The following is a 23,246-nucleotide window of genomic DNA, read 5'->3' as shown; positions in this document are numbered from 1 at the left end:
TTGTTGTTAGATCGTAAATATCGCGCTAAGCAGATGGTGAGGAAATGGGAGAGAGACATGCGGGGGACTCCGGCTGCGCTCGCGGGTGTAATGCTGATAACGGCATTCCAGGCACCTGCAATTCACGCGCAAATGCCCGAACCGATCGATGCGGTTACTGTCGATGTGACCGCCGGAGCCCTGCAGGGGTCACGCGAAAATGGCGTACTGGTTTTTCGAGGCGTGCCTTATGCCAGCCCGCCAACCGGGGAATATCGCTGGCGTCCGCCGCAGCCGGTCAAGCCATGGTCGGGCGTACGTTCGGCCACTGCGCACGAACCGGCCTGCACGCAGCCTGTCGATCTCGACACGACCGTCGCCAATTTCGGCGGGGTCAATGGCGCGCAGTCGGAGGACTGCCTGTATCTGACGATCACTGCGCCGGAGAATGCCAGCGGAGCGCCGGTGCTGGTCTGGTTTCACGGCGGGGCCTTCTTCCTGGGTGCGGGCAGCCTTGGATCGTATGACGGGACGGCGAATGCGCGGCAGGGTGTGATCACCGTGAGCGTAAATTACCGGTTGGGCGCGCTGGCGAATTTCGTTCACCCGGCGCTTGCGGCCCAGCATTCGGATGAGCCTCAGGGTAATTATGCCCTTCAGGACAGCGTCGCGGCGCTCGAATGGGTGAAGAACAACATCGCTGCGTTCGGCGGCGATGCTTCCCGCGTGACGATTGCCGGGCAGTCGGCAGGTGGCGGTATCGTCACCAATCTGCTCGCCCTGCCATCCGCCAAGGGTCTGTTCGACAAGGCCATCGTGGAATCGGGCAGCCTGCTGCTTCCCGACCGTCCGCGCGAAAAGGCGGAGGAAATGGCCGTGGATGCCCTGGCTGGCATCGGCATCGGGGCGGATGCTACCGCTGACGAGCTGCGCAGTGTCTCTGCTCAGACCTTTGCCGCGTCCAACGATCTGCGGGCCGGCTTCTTCTTCACGCCCGACGCGAAATTCAAGCCGAAAGCGGCGATCGATGCATTGCGCGCGGGAGAAGAAACCGATGTGCCCCTGCTGGTGGGGACGAACAGGGGCGAGGGCGGCTTTGGCGCAGCGCGCAGCTTTGCGACACTGGCAGGCGATGAGGGTGCGCCGTCCTTCTTGTACCGCTTCGACCATACGCCCGCCTTCCGCGCACAGGAATGGACCAACGGCCCGGTGCATTCGGCGGAGCTCATGTTCGCATTCGATTCCATCGATCAGTCGAGCTGGGGCGGGGAGCGGGCCGACGCCGCCGACCGCGAACTGGCGAAGAAGGTCAACGGTTGCTGGGTGGCCTTCATCAAGATGCCCCCCGGCGCGCAAAGCTTCGAATGTGCCGACGGTTTCGTCTGGGAACCATACGAGAAGGGTGAACAGGCAGCCCTCATCGAAACGGACGGGCTCCGCATGGCTCCGGCCGACGCATTGCCGGATGGACCGGGAAAAACAGAATAAGATCAAACAAAAAAGCGATTGGGAGAGAACGATGAATCGGAAGACACGATACCTCTTGGGAACGACGCTGGCCGTCCCGGCCTTGCTTGCAGCAAATGTGGTCAGCGCGCAGGATGCCGCGGCTCCGGCTGAGGCGGATCAGCCCGCCGCGACGCAGGACGCCAGCACGATTGTGGTGACCGGGTCCTTCATCCGCGGTACGTCCGAAGAAGGTGTTCTCCCGGTCGACGTCTTCGGCGTCGATGAACTCAGCCAGCGGGGCATCGACAGTCCGCTCGAATTCATCAAGACCCTGCCTTCGGTCGGTCCGGTGCTCGGCGATTCGAACCAGTATGCCGCCGGCGGCAGCCAGGGCGTCGGCTCGATCAACCTGCGCAGCCTCGGCCGTGAACGTACACTCGTCCTGATGAACGGGCAGCGCTTCTTCCCCGAACCAGGCGATGGTGCTGCGGATACCAATCTCATCCCGATGTTCGCCCTCCAGCGCGTGGAAGTGCTGAAGGATGGCGCCGCATCCACCTATGGATCGGACGCCATTGCGGGCGTGGCCAATTTCATCACCCGCACCAATTTCGAAGGGGTCGAAGTTGCCGGAAACTGGCAGTTCGTCGACGGGTCGGACGATAATTACCAGGCCAGCATTCTGGTCGGAAAGAATTTCGGATCGGCCAACATCATGGTCGGTGCCGGATATCAGCACCGATCCGAACTTCCAGCGACCGAACGCGATTTCACGCAGCGTCCCTACGAAGTGAACCCCTCGGGCTGGTCACCGCTGAACAATCCGGGCGTGTATCTGCCGCAGACGGCAACGGGAATTTCGCTGGCACAGCCGGGGATCGACGGTAATTTGCTGGATGCCTGCAACAGTCTTGGCGGGATCGAAGTGCCGATTTCGTCCTTCCAGACCTGCCGGTATTCCTACATCCCATTCGTGAACCTGATCGAGAAGGAAGACCGGTATCAGGTCTTCGGACAGCTTACTGTCGATCTTTCGGACACGCTGAGCTTCCGCGCAGACGCTCTGTATTCGCATACCGAATTACCTGAACTCGGTTATTCGCCAAGCTATCCGGTAACGCAGAGTCCACGTGGGCCGGGCACGAGTTCACGTTTCATCGTACCGCGCAGCAATCCGAATTATCAGAATTTCATCGATACGACATTTGGCCCCGGTTCGCTGCCGGATCTCGCATCCGCTTATTCGGTAATCGTGCTGTGGCGCCCGTTCGGATCGGGCGGCAACCCGCTGGATCCACGCGGTGCCGGAGAAGGCGGCGCGTTCAACGATGCTTGGCGCATTTCGGGCGGTTTCGAAAAGGAACTGTCCGACAATATGCGGGTCAACCTCAACGGGTTGTTCCTGCGTAGCAACCGAACCGCCTATTCCATGGATTTTGTCAGCGACCGTCTGCAGCGGGCCCTCAACGGTCTCGGCGGGCCCAACTGCAACACCCTCACACCGGGTACGAACGGCTGCCAATATTGGAACCCCTTTATCAGCCAGTCGCCAGGCAACGCTGCACTTGGCTTGAATAACCCAGCCTATGTTCCCGGATCGGAAAACAGCGAAGAACTGATCAATTGGGTGCGTCAGAAAAACGGAACCAACGGGTTCGAGGAACTCTGGACTGCTGACCTCGTCGTAAGCGGTGAGACCCAGATTGGCGGTATGGATGTCGGTTACGCATTCGGCGGCCAGCACAGGCAGAGCACCTTCGTTTCGCAGCCGATCAATCGTTTCAGCGACCCGGATGCCTATCCCTGCGCTGTCGACGGAGATCGCAGCTGCCTCGATGATCCGACGGACAATCTGGTGCCCGTTGGTGCATTCTCGTTTCTGGGCAATTATCCGTCCGCCAATCTGACGCAATCGATCAACGCGCTATTTGCGGAAGTGAAGGTCAATCCCACGCCCGACATCGAACTTGTCGGTGCGGTGCGGTTTGAAGATTACGGCAATCCGGTTGGATCGACCATCAATCCAAAATTCTCCGCAAGGGTTCAGGCAACCGATTTTCTCGCATTCCGCGGTTCTATCGGAACGACCTTCCGTGGGCCGTTGCCTGGAGATCTGAGCCCATCGGGAGCAAGCTTTGTTACCGGTATCAACGCGATCAATAACGAATATCGCGCAACCGATTCCGGCGGCAATCCGGACCTCGACCCGGAAACAGCGCTCACATATAACATCGGAGCCGTGTTGTCGGCCGGAGACCTGACTTTCAGCGTCGACTTCTGGACTTACGAGTTCGAGGGCCAGTTCGCCGATCTGCCGTTCCAGCAGATTGCCAATGCGGTCGCGCCCGGTACGTCGGGCACTCAGCTGGTCGATTGCTCAAGCCCGTTCACTCAATATATCACGTTCCAGGGCGGTCAGTGCACCCAGGGCGTGACCATTGCTCGGGATATCGCCCGAATTCGCACGCAAACGGTCAATGGGCCCGACGTGACGACCCGCGGTCTGGATTTCACGCTGAACTATCAGCGGTATTTCGGTGACGTTGTATTCAATTTCGGCGCGAACGCGACTTATGTGCTCGAATACAAGTTCGACGCATTCGAGTTCAACGGATTGCAGTTCGATAACGGTTACGAGGCATCCGGCTGGGCCAATTACGGCCGCGACCCCGGGACGGTCTCGAAATGGCGCGGCAACGCTTTTGCCTCGCTCGGTTTCGAACCGGTCACCCTGACATACAATGTGAATTATATCAGCGGTGTCGACGATAACCGCTGCTATAACCGGGATACGGGTGAGCTGATCGATCCCTGTGCTGTCACAGAGTTCGGGGGCACCAACTTCGGCCGTCGCATCGGCAGCTTCATGCAGCACGATTTGCTCGCATCGGTTGAACTCGACCTTGGCGGCCTCGACGTCACGCTCAACGGGGGCATCGAGAACGTCTTCGATCGTGATCCCGCAGGCGCGCGTTTGGAATACGGATACGATCCATTCATCGGATCTGCGATCGGACGCACATTCAGGCTTGGGACAAAAGTTCGCTTCTGATCCTTCTCTCCCAGAAGCGAAAATTCGGAAAGGGGTGGGTGGCCTTGAGGTTGTCCGCCCCTTTTTATTTGGTGGAGCCGGAAGGCAGGCTGTTGGCCATCGTGCCTAAGCAAATGCTCAAACTTCAATGCGTACCACATATTCTACCGTTAAGATCGCTCCTCAGGCACTTGGTTCAAAAGAGCCCATACCAATATTTTAGACATTGGCGGTGTGCGCTTGCGTCCGGCGGGTAAATGCGGCTATCCCGTTTGAAAATTGCCTCATGGCTATAACGGGAAAGGAATCTGAAAAATGCGCGATGCTGTCATTGTGTCTACCGCACGTACTCCTCTTGCAAAATCCATCCGCGGTGCCTTCAACGCAACCCATCCGGTCCAGCTCGGTGCCTGGAGCGTGGAGGCCGCGGTCGCGCGCGCGGGGATCAATGGCGACGAGATCGAAGACGTAGTCATGGGAGCAGCCAGCCAGGGTGGGGCGCAGGGGTTCAATATCGGACGCCAGATTGCCCTTCGCGCGGGCCTTCCGGTCGATGTCGCGGGTATGACGATCGATCGCCAATGCTCCAGCGGCTTGATGGCAATTGCTACTGCAGCAAAGCAGATCATCGTGGATCGGATGGATGTCTGCGTTGCCGGCGGCATTGAATCGATTACCGCCATACGGAACAACACCGCCAAGCCAGCGCGTGATGAAGAGCTGCTGCGCATGCATCCGGATATTTTCATGCCGATGATCGGCACTGCCGAAGTGGTCGCCAAAAGGTATGGCATCTCGCGCGAGGATCAGGATGCCTATTCTCTGCAATCCCAACAACGGACGGCGGCGGCGCAGACTTCGGGCAAGTTTAGCGACGAGATCATCGAAGTGTCGACTACGATGGACGTGAAGGACCGAGAAACGGGTGAGGTGTCGCAGCAGGACGTCACCATTGCGATGGACGATTGCAACCGCCCCAACACCACCATCGAAGGGTTGGCAAGGCTCGACCCCGTCATGGGCGAGGGCTATTCGATCACGGCTGGCAATGCGAGCCAACTTGCGGACGGTTCCGCTGCGAGTGTGCTGATGGAAGCGGAAGTCGCCAAGGGGAGGGGGCTCGCACCTCTCGGCCGGTATGTCGGTATGGCGGTGGCGGGTACGAAGCCCGATGAGATGGGCATCGGGCCGGTATTCGCGATCCCCAAGCTGCTGAAACGTTTCGATCTGTCGATCGAGGATATCGGCCTGTGGGAGCTTAACGAGGCCTTCGCGGTGCAGGTGCTCTACTGCCGCGACAAGCTCGGCATTCCGGACGATCGGCTCAATGTGAATGGCGGGTCGATCTCGATCGGCCATCCGTTCGGCATGACCGGCGCACGCTGTGTCGGCCATGCGCTGATCGAAGGCAAACGGCGGGGCGTCAAATATGTCGTCGTGACGATGTGCGTCGGCGGCGGCATGGGCGCAGCCGGCCTGTTCGAGGTGATGTGATGGCGACGGAAGCAAAACAGGACCTCGCGTCGGCGATCGGCTGGGTTCCACCGGCGAACTGGCCAGCGCGCAGCAGGGCGGAATGCAAGGCGATCCTTACCGCACCGGGCATGCGCTTCGAGATGGAGGAGGTCGACATCCGCGGCGTACGGCTTCGGACATGGAAGAACGCGCCGCCCAATCTGCGCGCGATCGCTCTGCTTGGACAGTCGCATGGTGCGCGCGAATTCGTCATCTATGAAGACGAGCGCATGACATACGATGCCTGGTTTCGTGCTGTCGCAAGATTGGCGCACGAATTCCAGGCGAGGGGCGTGAAGAAGGGCGATCGGGTTGCGCTGGCGATGCGCAACCTGCCGGAATGGCCGGTGGTTTTCTTTGCCGCCGTAACGATCGGCGCGATCTGCGTGCCACTGAATGCCTGGTGGACCGGTGATGAACTGGCTTTCGGCCTTTCCAACTCCGGTACCAAGCTGCTCGTGTGCGATGAAGAGCGCTGGGACCGCCTGAAGGACCGGCGGAACGACTTTTCCTGTGTCAATCATACGTTTGTTACGCGTGCCGAACACCCACTGAACGGGGCCGACACGCTGGAATCCGTGATCGGGACACCCAAGCAATACGCTTCCCTGCCACAGGCGACCCTCCCGGACGTCGAAATCCTGCCCGAAGACGATGCGACCATCTTTTACACCAGCGGCACGACGGGGCGGCCCAAGGGAGCACTGGGTACGCATCGCAACCTTTGCACCAATATCCTGTCGAGCGGTTACAATGCCGGTTGCGCGGTTCTGAGGCGCGGCGAGCCATTGCCCGAACCGCAGCCAAAGACCGGTCTGACCGTCATTCCGCTGTTCCACGTCACCGCATGTTCTGCCGGGCTGATGGGCAATATCGCTGCGGGCAATACGATGGTCTACATGTACAAGTGGGATCCGGTCGAAGCGTTCAAGATAATCGAACGCGAGAAAGTCAGTTCGACTGGCGGTGTGCCGACAATCGCATGGCAATTGCTGGAACATCCCGAACGCAAGAATTACGACCTCTCCAGTATCGAGGCGATCGCCTATGGCGGGGCGCCCGCCGCGCCTGAACTGGTTCGCAAGATCCGGGAAGTATTCGGAGCCTTGCCCGGCAATGGCTGGGGCATGACCGAGACGATGGCCACGGTGACCGGCCATTCGTCGGAAGACTATCTCAACCGCCCGGACAGCTGCGGCCCGCCGGTAGCAGTGGCCGATCTGAAGATCATGAGCGAAGACGGCTCCCGCGAACTGCCGACAGGCGAAATCGGCGAATTGTGGGCCCGGGGTCCGATGGTAGTCAAAGGCTATTGGAACAATCCCGAAGCCACCGCCGAAACCTTCGTCGACGGTTGGGTGAAGACCGGCGACCTTGCCCGCCTCGACGAAGAAGGCTGGTGCTATATCGCAGACCGCGCGAAGGACATGATCATCCGCGGAGGCGAGAACATCTACTCATCCGAAGTGGAGAATGTGCTCTACGACCACCCGGCCGTGACCGACGCGGCCCTGATCGGCTTGCCGCATCAGCAACTCGGCGAAGAGCCGGCGGCCGTCGTCCACCTAGCGCCGGGATTGCAGGCGAGCGAGGCCGAATTGCAGGAGTGGGTGGCAGAACGCCTCGCCAAGTTCAAAGTCCCGGTCAGGATCGCGTTCACGCCTGACACGCTGCCTCGCAACGCGAACGGAAAGATACTCAAAAAGGAACTCTCAAGCTTCTTCGAGACATAGGTAACATTCGCTGAGGATTGCCGCGCCTGCCCCATTGGACGGGCAGCGGTACCTGCTGTAAGCGGTTGGGGTGGGGAATTGGATGGCAAAGAAGCCCGATGTGACGAAGAAGTTTGGCGAAAAACGCAGCGCGATCGTTCACGCGGCATCTGTGCTCATCAACGAAACCGGCGTCCAGGCGACCACCCTGACCAAGGTTGCGCGCGCAATCGGGCTCAACGCGACCAGCGTTACCTATTATTTTCCGCGCAAGGACCAGCTGATCGTTGCGGTTTATGCCGAAACCATCGCCTTGATGAAGGCGACGGCAGAAGAGGCACTGGCGGAGGCGACGCCGCGAGAGCGGATCGCCAAGTTCGTGAAGCTTCACGTGCAGCTTCGGGACCGCATCCGCCGCGGGGAACACGGTCTCATCGCGGCCTTGTCGGAAATCCGCTCGCTCGATCAGGAACAGCAGGACGAACTCCTCCAGAAATATCGCGATGTCGTGCAGGATGTCAGGATGTTCTTTGGTGACCCGGCTACGGAAGCCGAACGGGCACTCTATTCCGCGCGTTCGCACATCCTGATCGAGGCGATGCTGTGGTGGCCCGTCTGGTCGCGGCGATATTCCGTGCTCGACTTCCCGCGCGTCGAACGGAAGATTGTCGAAATCCTCTGCAACGGCATTCCGGCTAGCAAGGGCGAATGGGCACCGTCTTCGCTGCCCGATGGCGGCTGGCGCAGCGATGGCGATGTCACGCCATCGCAAAACGATGAATTTCTCCGCGTTGCAACGCTGATGATCAACGAGCGCGGGTATCGCGGGGCATCGGTCAACAGGATTGCCGAAGCGCTGAACGTGACAAAGGGCAGTTTTTACCATCATCACGATGCGAAGGACGATCTGGTGATGGATTGCTTCCAGCGCAGCTATGACCGCCTGTCGAAGGTTCAGATGGCCGGTCACGACGTGCCTGGATCATATTGGACGAAGCTGTGCAGTGTCCTCAACGAATTGATGGACCTTCAATTCTTCGATCCCATGCCGCTGCTGCGAACGACCGCTCTTCAGGCGCTGGATAGCGATCACAAGACGGACGTGGTGATGCGCTCGAACCGTCTGGCCCGGCGCTTCGCGGGCTTCCTTATCGATGGCTTCGAAGACGGCTCCGTCAGGGCTATCGATCCGTTGGTGGCCAGCCAGATCATCATGTCGACACTCAACGGGGCCTATGAGGCGCGCCGCTGGGCATCGCGTTTCGAGGATCGAGCGGAGGCGATAAAAACCTACCTGTCCGTGCTCAGCGAAGGGATGCTGGTAGGAAGTTCTTAATCGGGTTGGCATGGCACGCTTCGCCTTCTGAACGGGGTTCGGAATCCAGGGTATTGTTTTTGCCACAAAAATTGCGATGCTAATGGAATGCTCAAAAGCCTTGCAATCACACTCGCTCTTCTCGGTGCTCCCTCATCTATCACGGCGGCACCTTCAGATGGGGACCTCGTGGTCGAGGGCCGCAAACGGGAAGCCCTTCAGGAATTTGTGCAAGCCCTTACCGACGCGGACCGGACCAGACAGCTTGCACGATGGAACAGGGCCATCTGTCCCAGCATCGTAGGTGTTGACGAAGGCCAGGCCGCACTGATCGAACAGAATATAGCGCGAGTGGCAGAATCACTCGGATTACAGGCTTACCCCCAAGGTTGCCCTACAACCATGCTGATCGTATTCGATAACGAAGCGCAGGCTATTGGAGCGGCTCTTGCCAAGAACCAGACAGTCTTTTTAGGTCAGCAAGGCAGGGATCGCCTGATCGATTTCGCCGAGACAAAAAATCCCGTACGCTGGATAAGCCTGAGTGACCCGTGTGGGTTCGGGGGCTGCACTCTAACAGGCTCGCGTCTAAGCAAATCGGAACGACCGGCAATCAACATGATGCTGGTTCTGGTCGACGGGCAGGAAATTGGTGCATTCGGACTCTACGAAATTTCCGACTACCTTTCCATGGTCGTCCTGGGCAATCCGGTGCTTGGCGAGGCGTGGCCGAACACATCGATACTCTCGATGTTCAGTCGAAAGCGCGAAGATCAGCCTTTCCTGCTCACAGATAATGATCGGGCCTATCTTGCCGGTCTTTACACAAGCCGGACGGATGCAACGGGTCCGATACAAAGACGGTCCATCGTCGAGAAAATGACCAATTCAGGCGAGCAGTCCGAGTAAGTCGGGAGAGGTTGGGGCGGCGCAGAGCGATGGAAAGTCTGCTCCTCGCCATTTTTGACGCGGCCTAGATCGCGGGCTCCCGGTGGCGGGGCTCCCGTACTTTCCAGATCAGAAATATCAGGGCCGCTACCACCGCGGCTAGGACAATGGCGAACAGGGGCTTGAAGCCGCTGGTTGCTACGAGCACTCCGGCAAGGACGGGGCCGGTCGCTGCGATCACGCCTTCCAGGGTCGTCACGAATGCGAGCCGCATCGGGATATCTTCGACATTGCCGAATTCCAGAACCATGGTCGTGGACGCGAGCATCCAGCCCGACCCGCCAACGCCGAGGAGGACGAAGGCCGCATAGATAGGAACGGCGGAATTGCCGATAATGAGGGTGGTGACCCCGAGGATCGAGCTTGCCAGAGCAAAAACGTAGATGATCTTGAAGCCCCAGCGATCGCCCAGCGGCCCCCAGAAGATGTTGGATACCGTATCCGAGCCGAGGAATACAAAGCTGAGCCCTCCGATCAGCGCCCCATCGAGGCCGAGCTGGGTCCCGGCGTAGATCGTCCAGAAAGGCGCGCCGACACGGGCCATGGTGGCAAAGCACTGGACGACGAGAAACCACGCGAAATCGCGGTCGTGCAATAGTTCCGGGAACTGCCGGATCCGTTCTCTCATCGGCATCTGAGGGCGCGATGCCGGTGCGGCAGGTTCGCGGATCATGGTCTTGAGCACGATGAGCCCTGCACTGGTCAGCAGGAAGGCAAACAGGAAGGTCGTGGCGTAACCATTACCCAGCCATTCGTCGGCGATCAGATAATTGCCTGCCGCCCAGGCGAGAACGGCGGCGATCAGGCCGCCTGCAAAATTGCGGTATCCCTGCAATCGCCCGCGTTGCCGTATCGGGATGAGCTTGCTCATAAGCATCTGGAAAGCGACCCGCTGTGCACCGGTGAAAAAGCCCAGCATGAGGAAACACGCAAAGGTCGCGAAGAGTAGGACATTGCCGGTCAGGAAATATCCCGTGAGTGCAAGCCCCAAGATCATCAGCCGCATCATGGAACCGACGCGGATGGCGTAGGGCAGGATGTGGCTGCGATGCTCTATCCGGGCGCCGCTGGCGATCGGGCTGATGGTGGCGCCCAGTTGCAGCAGCGCCGAGCCAAGGCCGACTGCGGCCGTGCTGCCCGTGAGCAGCAACAGATAGGCGGGAATGATGGTGGGCGCATAGATCAGGCGAAAGCCGGTCATCCCCAGAACGCCATGAATGAAGTTGGCGCGGTAATTACGCTTGAGGTTTTCGTCTACGAACCGCGCGTGATCCGCCATCGCGCGCTGCTGCACGGTGCGCAGATCTTCCAGCCCTTCGGGATTTTCCAGCGGGTCCAGTGTCAGTACTCACCTTCGTGCGAAATGCCTGTGCCAGCCATCTGCCCGACCCTCACGATGGATCCGGAATGTCGTCGGCATTGCTCGCAGCGGCGCGGTCGCGCTTCTCGAGTTCGGCCAGACTGGCTTCATGCGTGGTTCTGTCGATGCGGTAGGCAAACAGGAATCCGGCCCCGCCGATATAAAGCACGATCAATGTGGGCACGTAGACGGTGGCCAGAAGTCGCGGAATGGCAGGATCGATGGTGGCCGGTTCCATACCCGGTACGATGCCCACGAACGCAACCAGCATGCCCGCAGCGAACACGCCGATCCCGGACGTGCTTTTCTGCATGAGCGTGTTTGCCGCGTAGAACAGCCCTTCGCTGCGGCGCCCGGTCGCCAGTTGGCTTTCTTCGACAACATCGCCGACCATTGCGTGGGTCAGGACTGCCGACGAAACGCCGCACATCTGAAACACGGTCGAAAATGCAAAGAGGGCGGGCACCAGCAGAGGATCGCCATTGTCGAAGAAATTGCCGGTAAGACGCAGGACGTAAGGCGCGCTGCCGAATATCACGGCAATGATGGCAAGGCCGAACGCCGCGTTCCGCTTGCCGATTTTACGCGAAGCCCATGGCGCGATGAACAGGGCAAGGAATGCCCCGGTGAGCGAATCTATCGTGAGCACGGCCAATTGGGCCGAATTGAGCCCCCACAGGTAGGTCCCGAAATAGATATTCAGCGCAGAGGTCATGCCGACGGAGGTGTATTTGAGCACCCCGAAGGCGACGATCGCCAGAAACCCCTTGTGCGCGAAGGTGCTCTTCATCTGCACCAAAGTGCGGATAGGGCCGATCTTCTCACGCGCAGGCGGCATGCGGAAGTATTTGACCCGGTGCAGCGTTCCCAGGCTGGAGATGAGGATTGCGGCAAACATGATGGCCGCACCGACAATCGCGAAAAGGCGATAGCCTTCGGGATTGAGCTGGCCGACCGGATATTCCGCCGTTGGCGCGAGGAAGACCAGCAAGGTCAGGAACGCCATGCCGACGCCGCCGAGATAGGCGAAGAAATAGCGGAAACTGGCGATTGAAGTGCGCTGGTCGTAATCGCTGGTCAGTTCGGGGGCGAGAGCGCTGCTCGGAATTTCGAAGAAGGTTATGAAGGTCCTGACGCAGCAGCCGACCACGAGAATGTACCAGAAGGTCTGCATCTCGCTCATCCCTTCGGGCGGGAAGAACAGGAATAGCAGGCTGCCCGCGGCCGGGATCGCGCTCAGGAACATGAAGGGGTGGCGTCGGCCCCATTTGGTCCGGACCGTGTCCGACCACTGCCCCACGATCGGATCGGAAATCGCATCGACGCACAATGCGACGAGGATTGCGAAGGACACCAGATCGGCGCGGATGCCGATGACCTGATTGTAGTACAGAAGAAGAAACGAGCGGAAGGCGACGTCCTTGACGCCGTAGCCAACCGAACCGAAGCCGTAGAACAGTTTGGTCGATAGCCCGAGTTTGGGGGCTGAGCGATCTGCGATCATTATTATCCTTACCTGGCGGGGGAGCCAAATGCGCCATCGCGGATGGCTTGCTCTCGGGCCTGCGCCTCGCGCGACTTCAGGCGATCGACGTTCTCACGATGGCTGGCCTCGGTGATGGGATAGAGCAGCAGAAACAGCGCGCCGATGATCCACAAACCGCCGGAGGCCGGTATGTAGTGGATCAGCAGGCTCTTCTGCATCGCCACCGTCACCTGGTCGACGTCCACCCCGGTCGGGAAATCGGACAGTTCGAGCACGATGCCTGCCATCATGATGCCGAGGCCGGTCGAGCATTGCTGCATGAAACTGGACGCGGCGAAGAACACGCCGGCGGTATGCTGGCCGGTCCGCACGGCGTGATCTTCCACCACATCCGCCAGCATGGAAGAGGTGTTGATTAGCGAGGTCGCGATCATGGCACCGTAGACTGCGCCGATGATGAAGAGCGTGGGCAGCAGCATCGGATCGCCCGGCTGGAAGAACAGGTCGAGGTAAGTCAGCAGTAGCGGCGAAAGGCCGAGCAGAATGCCGCCTATCGCCATGAACATCGATGTGTTGCGCTTGCCCAGCCAGCGCGAGAATTTCGGGGCGAACGGCGCAGCGATCGTTGCAGCGACCAGACTGTCGAACGTCAGCAGGGCCAGCTGTCCTGCACCGAGTTTAAAGACATAGGTGCCGAAATACAGCGTCGTTGCGGCGTAGAGCCCGATCGCAGTGTATTTGCATACGCCGAATGCGAAGATCGCGAGGAAGCCGCGATTGCTGAACGCGCTGAACATCTCCTTGAAATGGGACGTGGGCGTGGCGCCTTCGCCGGGTTCGTCGCGCTGGCGCAGATGCGGCACTCGGCTGAGCGTTCCAAAGCCGCACACCAGAATGGCCGCGAAAATGAGCGCGCCGCCGAGCCATGCGAACTTCACATAGCCTTCGGGATTGAGCTGGCCGCGGGCGAATTCGGGTGTAGCCACGAAGAACACGGCAAGGGAAAAGGCGGTGAAGCCGAAGGTCCCGACATATCCGAACCAGTAGCGAAGGCCGAACAGCTTCGTGCGCTCGGCATAATCGTCGGTCAGTTCGGGATTCATGGCGCTGGAGGGGATTTCGAACGCGCTGATCGAGGTGCGCGTCAGGGCCGCGATGGCGAATACCCACACGCCCATCTGGATGTCGGTCAGCCCGGCGGGCGGGAACCATGCCAGGATGAAAAATACTGCCGTCGGAAGCGCGGATCCGAGAATGAACGGATGCCGGCGCCCGATCCGCGATCGTGTCATGTCCGACCACCGGCCGATGAAGGGATCGGCCACTGCATCGACCAGCAACGTCAGCGCGATAGCGGTCGAAACGATGGATGCCGGGACCCCCAGCACCTGATTGTAGAACAGCAGCAGATAGGTGGAAAAGGCGGCGTTCTTGACGCCGTTCGCCACTGCCCCGAAACCATAGCTCAGGCGCTGTCCGCGCGTCATCGCTGGCGTCGGCACCGGCTTACTCCGCCGCCTCCACCAGTTCTTCGAGCGGGTCGTACATGTCCCGCGCCCTGGCCCGGCGCTCTATCAGCGAATAATCGGGGAACATCGGATCGGCGACGTCGCGATATTTGCGCAAATGTTGCTTGGCGACGGTGACCTTGTGCACTTCCGTCGGCCCATCGGCGATGCCCATGACCATCGAACCGATGAGGCTGCCGACGAACGGCATTTCATTCGAAACGCCCAGCGATCCGTGGATGTGGATGCAGCGGTGCGCGATGTCGTGATAGACCTTGGGCATCAGCGCCTTGATCGCGGCTATGTCTTTGCGGACCTTGCGGTAATCCTGATATTTGTCGATCATCCATGCGGTTTTCAGGACGAACAGCTTGAACTGTTCCAGCTCGATATAGCTGTCGGCAATCTGCATCTGGACCGCCTGGTAATCGGCGATCGTGCCGGTCCGCGTCTTGCGACTGACAGCACGCCGGCTCATCGCATCGAGCAGACGGCGGCAATTGCCGACGGTGCGCATGGCGTGGTGCACGCGCCCACCGCCCAAGCGTGTCTGCGAAATGGCGAAAGCACCGCCCTGTTCGCCCAGGAGATGATCCGCCGGCACACGCACGTCGGTGTGGCGCACATAGCTTTCCGAACCGTCTTCCTGGCCATAGACGCCGACGTTGCGGACGATTTCGACCCCCGGCGTGTCGACCGGCACGATGAACATGCTCATCCGCTCATGACGCGGAGCGTCGGGATCGGTCACCGCCATGACGATGAGGAATTCCGCCCAGCGACCGTTGGTCGAAAACCATTTCTCGCCGTTGATCTTCCAGTGGTTGCCGTCGAGTTCGGCCTTGGTGATGAAATTGGTCGGATCGGATCCGCCCTGCGGTTCGGTCATGGAGAATGCCGAAACGATTTCGTTTTCGAGCAGCGGCTGCAGATACCGTGTTTTCTGTTCGGGCGTTCCGTAATGGGCGATGATCTCTGCATTGCCGGTATCGGGCGCCTGGCAGCCGAACACGATCGGGGCGAAACTCGCACCGCCGAGGATCTCGTTCATCAGGCCCAGCTTGACCTGACCATAACCCTGACCGCCAAGCTCCGGGCCGAGGTGACACGCCCACAGTCCCCTGGCCTTCACCTCTTCCTGAAGAGGGCGGACCAGCTTGTTGCGGCGCGGGTTCTTCACGTCATAGGGATGGATGCCCAGCAGGCCCAGCGGTTCGACCTTCTCGCGGACGAATCCGTCCATCCAGTCGAGCTTTTCTTGGAATTCAGGATCGGTCTCGAAATCCCAGGCCATGCAAACATACTCCCAACCGACGCACTTTTGCGCGTTCGCCTGCAAGCATACCTAGTTTTCAGATCGGGGCAAGGCAATGATCGCCGGGCAGCAGTGATTACCTTTGCCCGGCGCTCGCCAACCCTACAGCAACGTCACCAGCAGGATGATGGTGGTCGCCCCGAAACCCACGGCGCCTGCCTGAAAAGCGTCCGCATGCAGGCGCAGCAATGCCTTCAGGTTCACGATGCCGTCTCCCGCTCAGCCGACCATGAACCGCCCAGAGCGCGGAACAGATCGATCTGGCGGCTCGAGACGAGCGCGTCCTGATCGGCCAGTTCGGCCCGCGTTTCGGCAAGCGTGCGCTCCGCATCGAGCAAATCCAGCGAATCGATAACGCCTTCGCGGTTCTGGGCGCGGGTGATGCGTGCCGCCTTGTTCGCTGCCCGCATCGCCTGTTCCAGAGACCGCCGCCGTTCGATTGCCCCGGCATATCGGGACAGGGCGGTTTCGGTTTCCTGCAAGGCATTGAGGATCGCCCCGTCAAATGCGGCGAGCGATGCGCGCGCGTCCGCTTTGGCGGCATCGATGCGCGCGAATACCGGTTCGCGATTCGGGAAGACCCAATCGATCAAGGGTCCCAGGATGAAGCCGAGCGGACCGCCGGAAAACAAATTGCTCACGCTGGATGCTGAAGATCCGACGGAACCGCCCAGCGTTATGCGCGGATAGAGATCGGCGCGGGCAACCCCGATCCTGTCGGTATCGGCAAGCAACCGCTGCTCTGCCGCACGGACATCCGGCCTGCGTGCCAGCAATTGTGTGCCGTCGCCAACGGGCAAGGGGGCAGCTATCTCGAGCGGAATCGAGCGCTCGCCCGAAATGGTGGGCAATTCCGCAGGCGTGCGTCCGGTAAGCGTCGCCAGCGCGAACAGGGCGGCGCTGCGCTGCGCCTCGATTTCCGGGATGGTGGCGGCCCGCTGGTCGCGAAGGCTCTGGATACGGGCGACTGCCAGCCCGTCTGCCATGCCCACCTCGTGGCGTCGCCGCGTCAGGCGAAGGCTGTCGTCGAGCAGGGCGACGATCGATCGCGCCACGTCGATCCGCGCGGCAGCGCTGGCAGCATTGGCATAGGCCAGCGTAGTATCCGCTACGACCATGACCCGCACCGCATCGGCGTCCGCTTGCGCCGCAGCCAGATCGTTACGAGACGCGCTTATCTGTCCGCTGACCCGCCCGAACAGATCGACTTCATAAGACACATCAGCACCTAGCGAAATGCCGGTACCCGTCCGATCGGCTCCGGGGGGCGTCTCGAATTCCGGTGTTCTGGAATAGGCGGCTGACGCGGTCAGGCCGACGGTCGGCAGTCGGTCCGATCGCGCACCGCGCAGGGCAGCACGGGCGCGGTCCATCCGCGCTACCGCCTGCCGGATGTCGGTATTCGCGCCCAGCGCATCTGCAACCAGTCCGTCCAGCACGGGGTCTTCGTAAAGCCGCCACCAGTCCTGCGGCAGCGGATTGGCGGTCACGATATCGTTTTGGGCGGAAAGGAAGGGGCCGGAAGTCGCGCTCGGGGACGGGGGGGAGGGAGAGACGCGATCCGGCCCCACCGCGCAGCCTGACAGGGCAAGCGCGGAAACGGCGGAGAGGATGAAGGTGCGATATGCCATGATGAAATGTCCTATTCGGCTGGCTGCGCGGTAAGGCCGGGTGCCTTTCGGCTCCAGCGGCTGCGCAGCTCGGCCACGCGGTCGCCCAGTACGCGGCAGACCACATAGAAAGTGGGAGTGAAAACCAGTCCGAACCCGGTGACGCCGAGCATGCCGAAACATACCGCCGTACCCAGCGCCTGGCGCAGTTCCGCCCCGGCGCCGGTGGCAATTACCAGCGGGACGGAGCCCAGGATGAACGCGAAGCTGGTCATCAGGATCGGCCGCAGGCGGGTGCGTGCCGCTTCCACTGCGGCAGCCGCGGGCGAAAGGCCGTGCAGCTTCTCACCCTGGCGGGCGAATTCAACGATCAGGATGGCGTTCTTCGCGGACAGGGCGATCAGGACGACAAGGCCGATCTGTGTAAGCACATTGTTGTCCATGCCCATCAGGTTCACCCCGGCCATTGCCGCCAGCAGACACATCGGCACGATCAGGATGATCGACAGCGGCATGATCAGGCTCTCGTATTGTGCGGCCAGCACCAGGAAGACGAGCAGGACCGCCAGTCCGAAGACATAGGCCGCCGTATTGCCGGTGGTGGCCTGCTGATATGCAATGCCCGTCCATTCGGTCGAATAGCCTTGCGGAACCGTCGTCGACGCGACCTTTTCCATGGTCATCAGCGAATGACCGGTCGATCCGCCCGGCGCCGTATCGCCATCGATGGCCACGGCAGGGGCGAGGTTGTAGCGCGATACGCGGTACGGCCCGGTGGTGTCCGTAAACGTCGCAAGCGAGCCGAGCGGAACCATCGATCCATTGGCCGAGCGGGCATGGAGCCCGGCAATGTCGCTCACATCGTCGCGATAGTCCGCCTCCGCCTGTGCGGTCACTCGGTACGTGCGGCCCAGCAGGTTGAAATCGTTGACGAAGGCGCTGCCGAGATAGACCGAAAGCGTATCGAAAATGTCTGCCGGGGCCACGCCCAGCATCTGGGCCTTGTCGCGGTCGATATCGGTCTTCACGCGGGGCGTGCCCGTGTCGAAGAAGGTATAGACACCGGCCAGACCTTCCTGACCATTCGCCTTGGCAATGACCTCATTGGCGACCTGCTGCATGTCGCGATAGTCCTGGCCGGAATCCGCTTTCAGCATCATGCGAAAGCCCCCCGCCGAACCGATCCCCTGGATCACGGGCGGTTTAACGATCATCAGGCGTGCTTCGTTGATGTCCGCAGTGGCGGCTTGCGCGGCAGCGATAAGTTCGTCGATCGATTTGCCGCTACCCTTGCGGTTCTCGAATTCGTCGAGCACCCAATAGGCGGCCGCCGAACTTGCGGACTGCGTTTGCGTCGTGCCGTCGAAGCCCGACAGTATGACGGTGCCCTTGATGCCTTCGATCGGCAGGACGCGCTCGGCCACCTGCTTCATCACGGCATCTGTTCGCGTGGTCGACGACCCGGGCGGGAGCTGGATGACGGACACGAAATAGCCCTGATCCTGCTGCGGAATGAAGCCGGTTGGCGTCGCGCTGAGCGTTAGGGCGGTAAGGCCGATCAGCAGCGCATAGGCCGCCATCATCCTGCGCGGCATGGCGACCAGCCGCGCCGTCAGGCGGGCGTACCAGTCGCTGAACCGTTCGAATGCATTGTTGAACCGCTGCCCGGCACGGTCCAGCCCCTGCCGCCAGCGCGGCGCATCGGCGGGCAGATCTTCATGTGGACGCAACAGCAGGGCCGAAAGGGCCGGCGAGAGCGTCAGCGACACGAACAGGGAAATGGCTGTCGCAGCCGAAATCGTAACCGCGAACTGCTTGTAGAATTCGCCCGACAATCCGCCCATGAACAGTGTGGGGACGAACACGGCGCACAGCACCAGGACGATGGCGATCAGGGCGGTCCCGACCTCGTCCATGGATCGGCGGGCCGCTTCGAGAGGGGAATACCCCTGTTCCAGATTGCGCTCGACATTCTCGACCACGACGATGGCATCGTCGACGACAATTCCGATCGCGAGCACCAGTCCGAAAAGCGACAGATTGTTGAGCGAATAGCCCAGCATGGCGAGCACGGCGAAAGTCCCCACCAGCGATATCGGTACCGCCAGCACCGGAATGATCGATGCGCGGGCCTTCTGCAGGAACACCACAATCACCAGGACTACCAGCACGATCGCTTCCAGCAATGTGTGCAGGACGGCGTCGATGCTCTGCGATATGAACTCGGTGGGATTGTAGACAATGCGGTATTCCATCCCCTGCGGGAAGGATTCCGAAAGGCGGGTCATCGTTTCCTTGACCCCCTCGGCCGCCTCCAAAGCGTTGGAACCCGGCTTCTGGAATACGGGCAAGATGACCGAATCCATGTCGTTCAGATAGGCCGACGTGGCATAGTCGGTCGCGCCGATTTCGACGCGGGCGACATCGCTGACGCGGATCTGCCGTCCTTGCGCATCCGTGCGGATGACGACCTGACCGAACTGCGATGGATCGGTGAAGCGGCCTTGCGTTTCAACGTTGAGCTGAAAGGCGCTTTCAGGGCTTGGCTGCTGCCCCAGCGTGCCGGCTGCGACCTGCACGTTCTGCGCCCGCAGTGCGCGCACGATGTCGCTGCCGGTCAGTCCGCGGGCGGCGGCGCGGCCCGGGTCAATCCAGACGCGCATCGCCAGTTCGCGTTGGCCGAACAATTGCACATCGCCGACCCCTTCGAGCCGGGCGAGCTGATCCTTGATCCGCGTCTGGGCGTAGTTCGAGATATATTCGCGATCGAGCGACCCGTCCGGCGACACCAGATTGACAACCATGAGGAAGTCGGGCGTCGTCTTGCGGGTCACGATGCCGAGCCGCTGGACTTCTTCGGGTAGCCGGGCCTCGGCAATGGCGACGCGGTTCTGAACCAGCACCTGCGCATCATCCAGATCGGTTCCGGGCGCGAAGGTGACGGTAATCGTCATGCGTCCATCGCCCGTGGATTCGCTGGACTGGTACAGCATCCCATCGACGCCGTTGATTTCCTGCTCGATCGGATTGGCGACCGTATCGGCAACCGTTTCCGCCGATGCGCCGGGATAGACGGCTGTGACCGTCACCGTCGGCGGGACGATGTCCGGATATTGGCTGATCGGCAGGAAGAAATATGAAATGGCTCCGACCAGCGTGATCAGGACGGCCAGTACACTGGCGAAGATCGGTCGATCGATGAAGAAACGTGACAGTCGCATGGACGCACCTCGGGTGTGAATTGCGGATTGGTCAGGCGGGAACCGGGCCGGTTATTCGGCGAAGGTCGCAGCCCCAGCGCGGAATTTTGCCGGTGGCGATTTGGCCATGCGTGTCTCGGCATGGGCGGGGGCAATGGTCCCCTGCTGCGCGGAAACCTGCTGACCGGGCATGGCCATCTGGACGCCCTTGATCACCACCTTCTCGGTCGGCTTCAGGCCGCTCTCGATCACCCGCAGATTGCCGATCTGGGGCCCCAACTCGACTGAACGTGCGGCGACCTTTCCATCCTTTTGCACCACCAGAACCAGCTTGCGTGTCTGGTCGGTCGTGATGGCGGTATCTGGAACCAGCATCGCCTTGTGCGTGCCGCCAGTGGCCAGCCGCATCTGGCCGAACAGGCCGGGCGTCAGGAACCCGTCGGGATTGTCGACCAGTGCGCGCGCGCGGATCGTACCCGATTCATCGTCGAGCCCGTTGTCGGTGAAATCGAGCTTGCCGTACCAGGTATATTCGGTCTCGTCCTGCAGGCGGATTTCCACGGGCGTACCCTTGTCCAGCCCTTCGCGCTGGGCTTTCAGGAACAAGGCTTCCGATCCGGTGAATTCGAAATAGACCGGATCGACGGCGTTGATGGTCGTCAGCAGGGTGGCCTGCGAACCGCCGCTGCCCGACACCAGATTGCCTGCATCGACCCGGCGATCGGAAATCCGCCCGGAGATCGGCGCGCGGACCGTGGTGAACCCCACGTCCAGTGCGCGGGCCGATACCAGCGCCCGTGCCGCGGCGAGGCCGGCCTCGTTATTGCGCACCTCCGCTTTCAGCCGGTCGATTTCGTTGGCGGCAACCGCGTCGTCCTCGACCAGCCGCTGCGCACGGGCCAGATTGTCGCGCGAGAGGGCAAGCGCCGTGGTGGCTTGAGCGACCTGTGCCTGTGCCTGCGCCAGCGAGGCGCGATAGGTTCGCGCATCGATCGTGAACAGCGGCGCACCCTGCCGGACGAACTGGCCGTCGGTAAAGTGGATGGCGGTTATCTGCCCCGACACCTGCGGGCGGACTTCGACACGGCGGCTCGCTTCGAAGCGGCCGACGAATTCGTCCCATTCGGTGATTTCCTTCTGCAGCGGTGTGGCCACGGTGACCACGGGCAGGGGGGCTGCTGCGGGCGCAGGTGCGCCGCCGCCAAGGACCCACCACGCGGTGATCGCGGCAAGGACGATCAGCACGCCGATCCACACCCGCATCAACCGCGAATTCGGCTGGCGTGCCGTCACCTCTGCCGGATCGTAGCCGCCGTCCTGTTCGCGCTCGTCGAACTGCTCCTGCTCGCGGCGCTCTGCCGCTGCTTCGTCATGGTACCTGTCGAAGGGGGTATCGAACATACGCTGTTCCCTGATCTTGTTATGCCGCACGACATCGCTTTCGAAAGCGCGGCTTTCGAAATTGAACTCGCAATTATTCCGGGATCGGGCGTGCACATATCATCACGCGTGACCGACGGGAGTCGGCCCGACCAACAATCTGTACCGATAAGTATGTAATGCTGCGTTCAGGTCAAGGTATTTTTCTGTACCGACCGATATTATTTTCGCAGATCTGGATGTCCGTCAGGCAGACGGCCAAGAAAGTAATGCAGAATCAGCAACTTGCAAAAGCTCTTCGCGGCTCGCACCCGATTGGGCCTGGACCGAGATGCCTTGCATGATTGCCAGCAGATAGCGCGTGATCGCCTCCGCCTCGGTCGCCACGCCGAATTCGCCGGCGTCGATCGCCTGCTGCATGCGCGCGATGATCGCCCGCCGGGAGGATTCCGCCCGTGCGTTCACATCGTCCCTGATCGAAGGCTCCACGCTCTGGCAGGCCACCGAGGCGATCACGCCCATGCAGCCCTTGCAGTCGCCCGTGGTTGCGGCATCCACCGAGCCCATCAACAGGCGCTCGGCAACGCCGCGCGCCGTGGGCGCCTCGATCGCATCGCCGATATAGGTCAGCTTGTCGCGTTCGTAGAGGTCGAGCGCCTGCCGGAACAGCGCTTCCTTGTTGCCAAATGCGGCATAGAGGCTGGGCCGCGTTATGCCCATTTCGTCGGTGAGATCGGAAAGCGAAGCGCCCTCGTACCCCTTGGCCCAGAACACGCGCAGCGCCGCGCCAAGGGCCAGCTCGGTATCGAATTCTCTGGGACGTCCTCGGCTTGCGACTTTTTCCATACCGTAGAGTATAGAAAATGCGCGCCGGTTTTCAAGGCGTTTCGCGCCCGGCCCCGGTCCGCTGAGCGCGGCTTTACCGCACTTGCACGTGTATTCCCGTAGGGCGCCTAAGCATCTGCTATACCATATTGTTGCTAGCGCTTACGCAAGTAAGGAGATGCTGCATGCCCAGGATAATCGTCGCTGAAGATGACGAGATCGTCGCCGAGATCGTGCGGGACACTCTCATTCAGGCTGGACACGCCGTGGGTGTGGTTCAGGATGGGGCGGCTGCGCTCGACGTCATCCGGGCCAAGCGCCCGGACATGGTCATCCTCGATTGCAGCCTGCCCAGCATGACCGGGGTCCAGATCGTTCGCCAGATGCGCATCGACTATGATCTCTGGGAAATCCCGGCCCTGATGCTCACCGCCCGTGTCAGCGCATCCGATGAAGACCTCGCCATGTATGCCGGGGCCGACGAATATATGCGCAAGCCCTTCGATCCTAAGAAACTCCTCGCAACGGTCGACGTGCTGTTGACCGAAGCACATGATCGCAAGGCACTCGAAAAAAGGCCGGCCGGCGCCCGCGCCATCTGATCCCATTCCAG

Annotated in this window: 15 protein-coding genes; 7 read left to right on the top strand and 8 right to left on the bottom strand. The window is 61.0% G+C overall.

What is annotated here, in order from left to right; genetic code table 11:
• Positions 1-57: 57 nt before the first annotated feature.
• From K3177_RS14115 to K3177_RS14090, 6 genes are all read left to right on the top strand, one after another.
• The gene (locus tag K3177_RS14115) at positions 58-1,467 is read left to right on the top strand and encodes a carboxylesterase/lipase family protein (RefSeq protein WP_247714505.1); all 1,410 of its coding nucleotides are present in this window, start codon (positions 58-60) and stop codon (positions 1,465-1,467) included.
• 31 nt (positions 1,468-1,498) lie between these two features.
• Positions 1,499-4,480 (top strand): TonB-dependent receptor domain-containing protein, encoded by a 2,982-nt coding sequence (locus K3177_RS14110; RefSeq protein WP_221598746.1) that lies wholly within the window; start codon positions 1,499-1,501, stop codon positions 4,478-4,480.
• Between the two features lie 294 nt (positions 4,481-4,774).
• Positions 4,775-5,953 carry an acetyl-CoA C-acyltransferase gene (locus tag K3177_RS14105; protein WP_221598745.1) on the top strand — a complete coding sequence of 393 codons (1,179 nt, stop codon included), beginning with the start codon at positions 4,775-4,777 and terminating at the stop codon, positions 5,951-5,953.
• Positions 5,953-7,707: a class I adenylate-forming enzyme family protein gene (locus tag K3177_RS14100; RefSeq protein ID WP_221598744.1), complete on the top strand. Its 1,755-nt coding sequence runs from the start codon at positions 5,953-5,955 to the stop codon at positions 7,705-7,707. Before K3177_RS14105 ends, K3177_RS14100 begins: the two co-directional genes overlap by 1 nt.
• A gap of 82 nt (positions 7,708-7,789) precedes the next feature.
• Positions 7,790-9,022, top strand: a complete 1,233-nt coding sequence (locus K3177_RS14095; RefSeq protein WP_221598743.1) for a TetR/AcrR family transcriptional regulator — start codon at positions 7,790-7,792, stop codon at positions 9,020-9,022.
• A gap of 87 nt (positions 9,023-9,109) precedes the next feature.
• Positions 9,110-9,910, top strand: a complete 801-nt coding sequence (locus tag K3177_RS14090; protein WP_221598742.1) for a hypothetical protein — start codon at positions 9,110-9,112, stop codon at positions 9,908-9,910.
• 64 nt (positions 9,911-9,974) lie between these two features.
• Here K3177_RS14090 and K3177_RS14085 read toward each other — a convergent pair whose 3' ends face one another.
• From K3177_RS14085 to K3177_RS14050, 8 genes are all read right to left on the bottom strand, one after another.
• Positions 9,975-11,243 (bottom strand): MFS transporter, encoded by a 1,269-nt coding sequence (locus tag K3177_RS14085; RefSeq protein WP_345725412.1) that lies wholly within the window; start codon positions 11,241-11,243, stop codon positions 9,975-9,977.
• Between the two features lie 97 nt (positions 11,244-11,340).
• Positions 11,341-12,813, bottom strand: a complete 1,473-nt coding sequence (locus K3177_RS14080; protein ID WP_103024193.1) for an MFS transporter — start codon at positions 12,811-12,813, stop codon at positions 11,341-11,343.
• 8 nt (positions 12,814-12,821) lie between these two features.
• Positions 12,822-14,297, bottom strand: coding sequence for an MFS transporter (locus K3177_RS14075; protein ID WP_234003200.1), 1,476 nt, complete (start codon positions 14,295-14,297; stop codon positions 12,822-12,824).
• Positions 14,298-14,301: 4 nt separating this feature from the next.
• Positions 14,302-15,597 (bottom strand): acyl-CoA dehydrogenase family protein, encoded by a 1,296-nt coding sequence (locus K3177_RS14070; RefSeq protein ID WP_221598741.1) that lies wholly within the window; start codon positions 15,595-15,597, stop codon positions 14,302-14,304.
• 221 nt (positions 15,598-15,818) lie between these two features.
• Positions 15,819-17,249 carry an efflux transporter outer membrane subunit gene (locus K3177_RS14065; protein ID WP_221598740.1) on the bottom strand — a complete coding sequence of 477 codons (1,431 nt, stop codon included), beginning with the start codon at positions 17,247-17,249 and terminating at the stop codon, positions 15,819-15,821.
• An 11-nt stretch (positions 17,250-17,260) separates the two neighbouring features.
• The gene (locus K3177_RS14060) at positions 17,261-20,449 is read right to left on the bottom strand and encodes an efflux RND transporter permease subunit (protein WP_221598739.1); all 3,189 of its coding nucleotides are present in this window, start codon (positions 20,447-20,449) and stop codon (positions 17,261-17,263) included.
• Positions 20,450-20,500: 51 nt separating this feature from the next.
• Complete coding sequence (locus tag K3177_RS14055) at positions 20,501-21,829, bottom strand: efflux RND transporter periplasmic adaptor subunit (protein ID WP_247714504.1); 1,329 nt, start codon at positions 21,827-21,829, stop codon at positions 20,501-20,503.
• 225 nt (positions 21,830-22,054) lie between these two features.
• Entirely contained in the window at positions 22,055-22,654 is a 600-nt protein-coding gene (locus tag K3177_RS14050; RefSeq protein ID WP_221598738.1) for a TetR/AcrR family transcriptional regulator, read from the bottom strand.
• A gap of 164 nt (positions 22,655-22,818) precedes the next feature.
• Between K3177_RS14050 and K3177_RS14045 the strand changes: the two genes are divergently transcribed.
• On the top strand, positions 22,819-23,235 hold the full coding sequence (locus K3177_RS14045; protein ID WP_103024199.1) for a response regulator transcription factor: 417 nt from the start codon (positions 22,819-22,821) through the stop codon (positions 23,233-23,235).
• Positions 23,236-23,246: the final 11 nt, after the last annotated feature.

This window comes from Qipengyuania pacifica (genome assembly GCF_019711555.1).
Lineage (GTDB): Bacteria > Pseudomonadota > Alphaproteobacteria > Sphingomonadales > Sphingomonadaceae > Qipengyuania > Qipengyuania pacifica.
The sequence above is the reverse complement of the archived record's forward strand: the minus strand, read 5'-3'. Positions and strand labels throughout refer to the sequence as shown.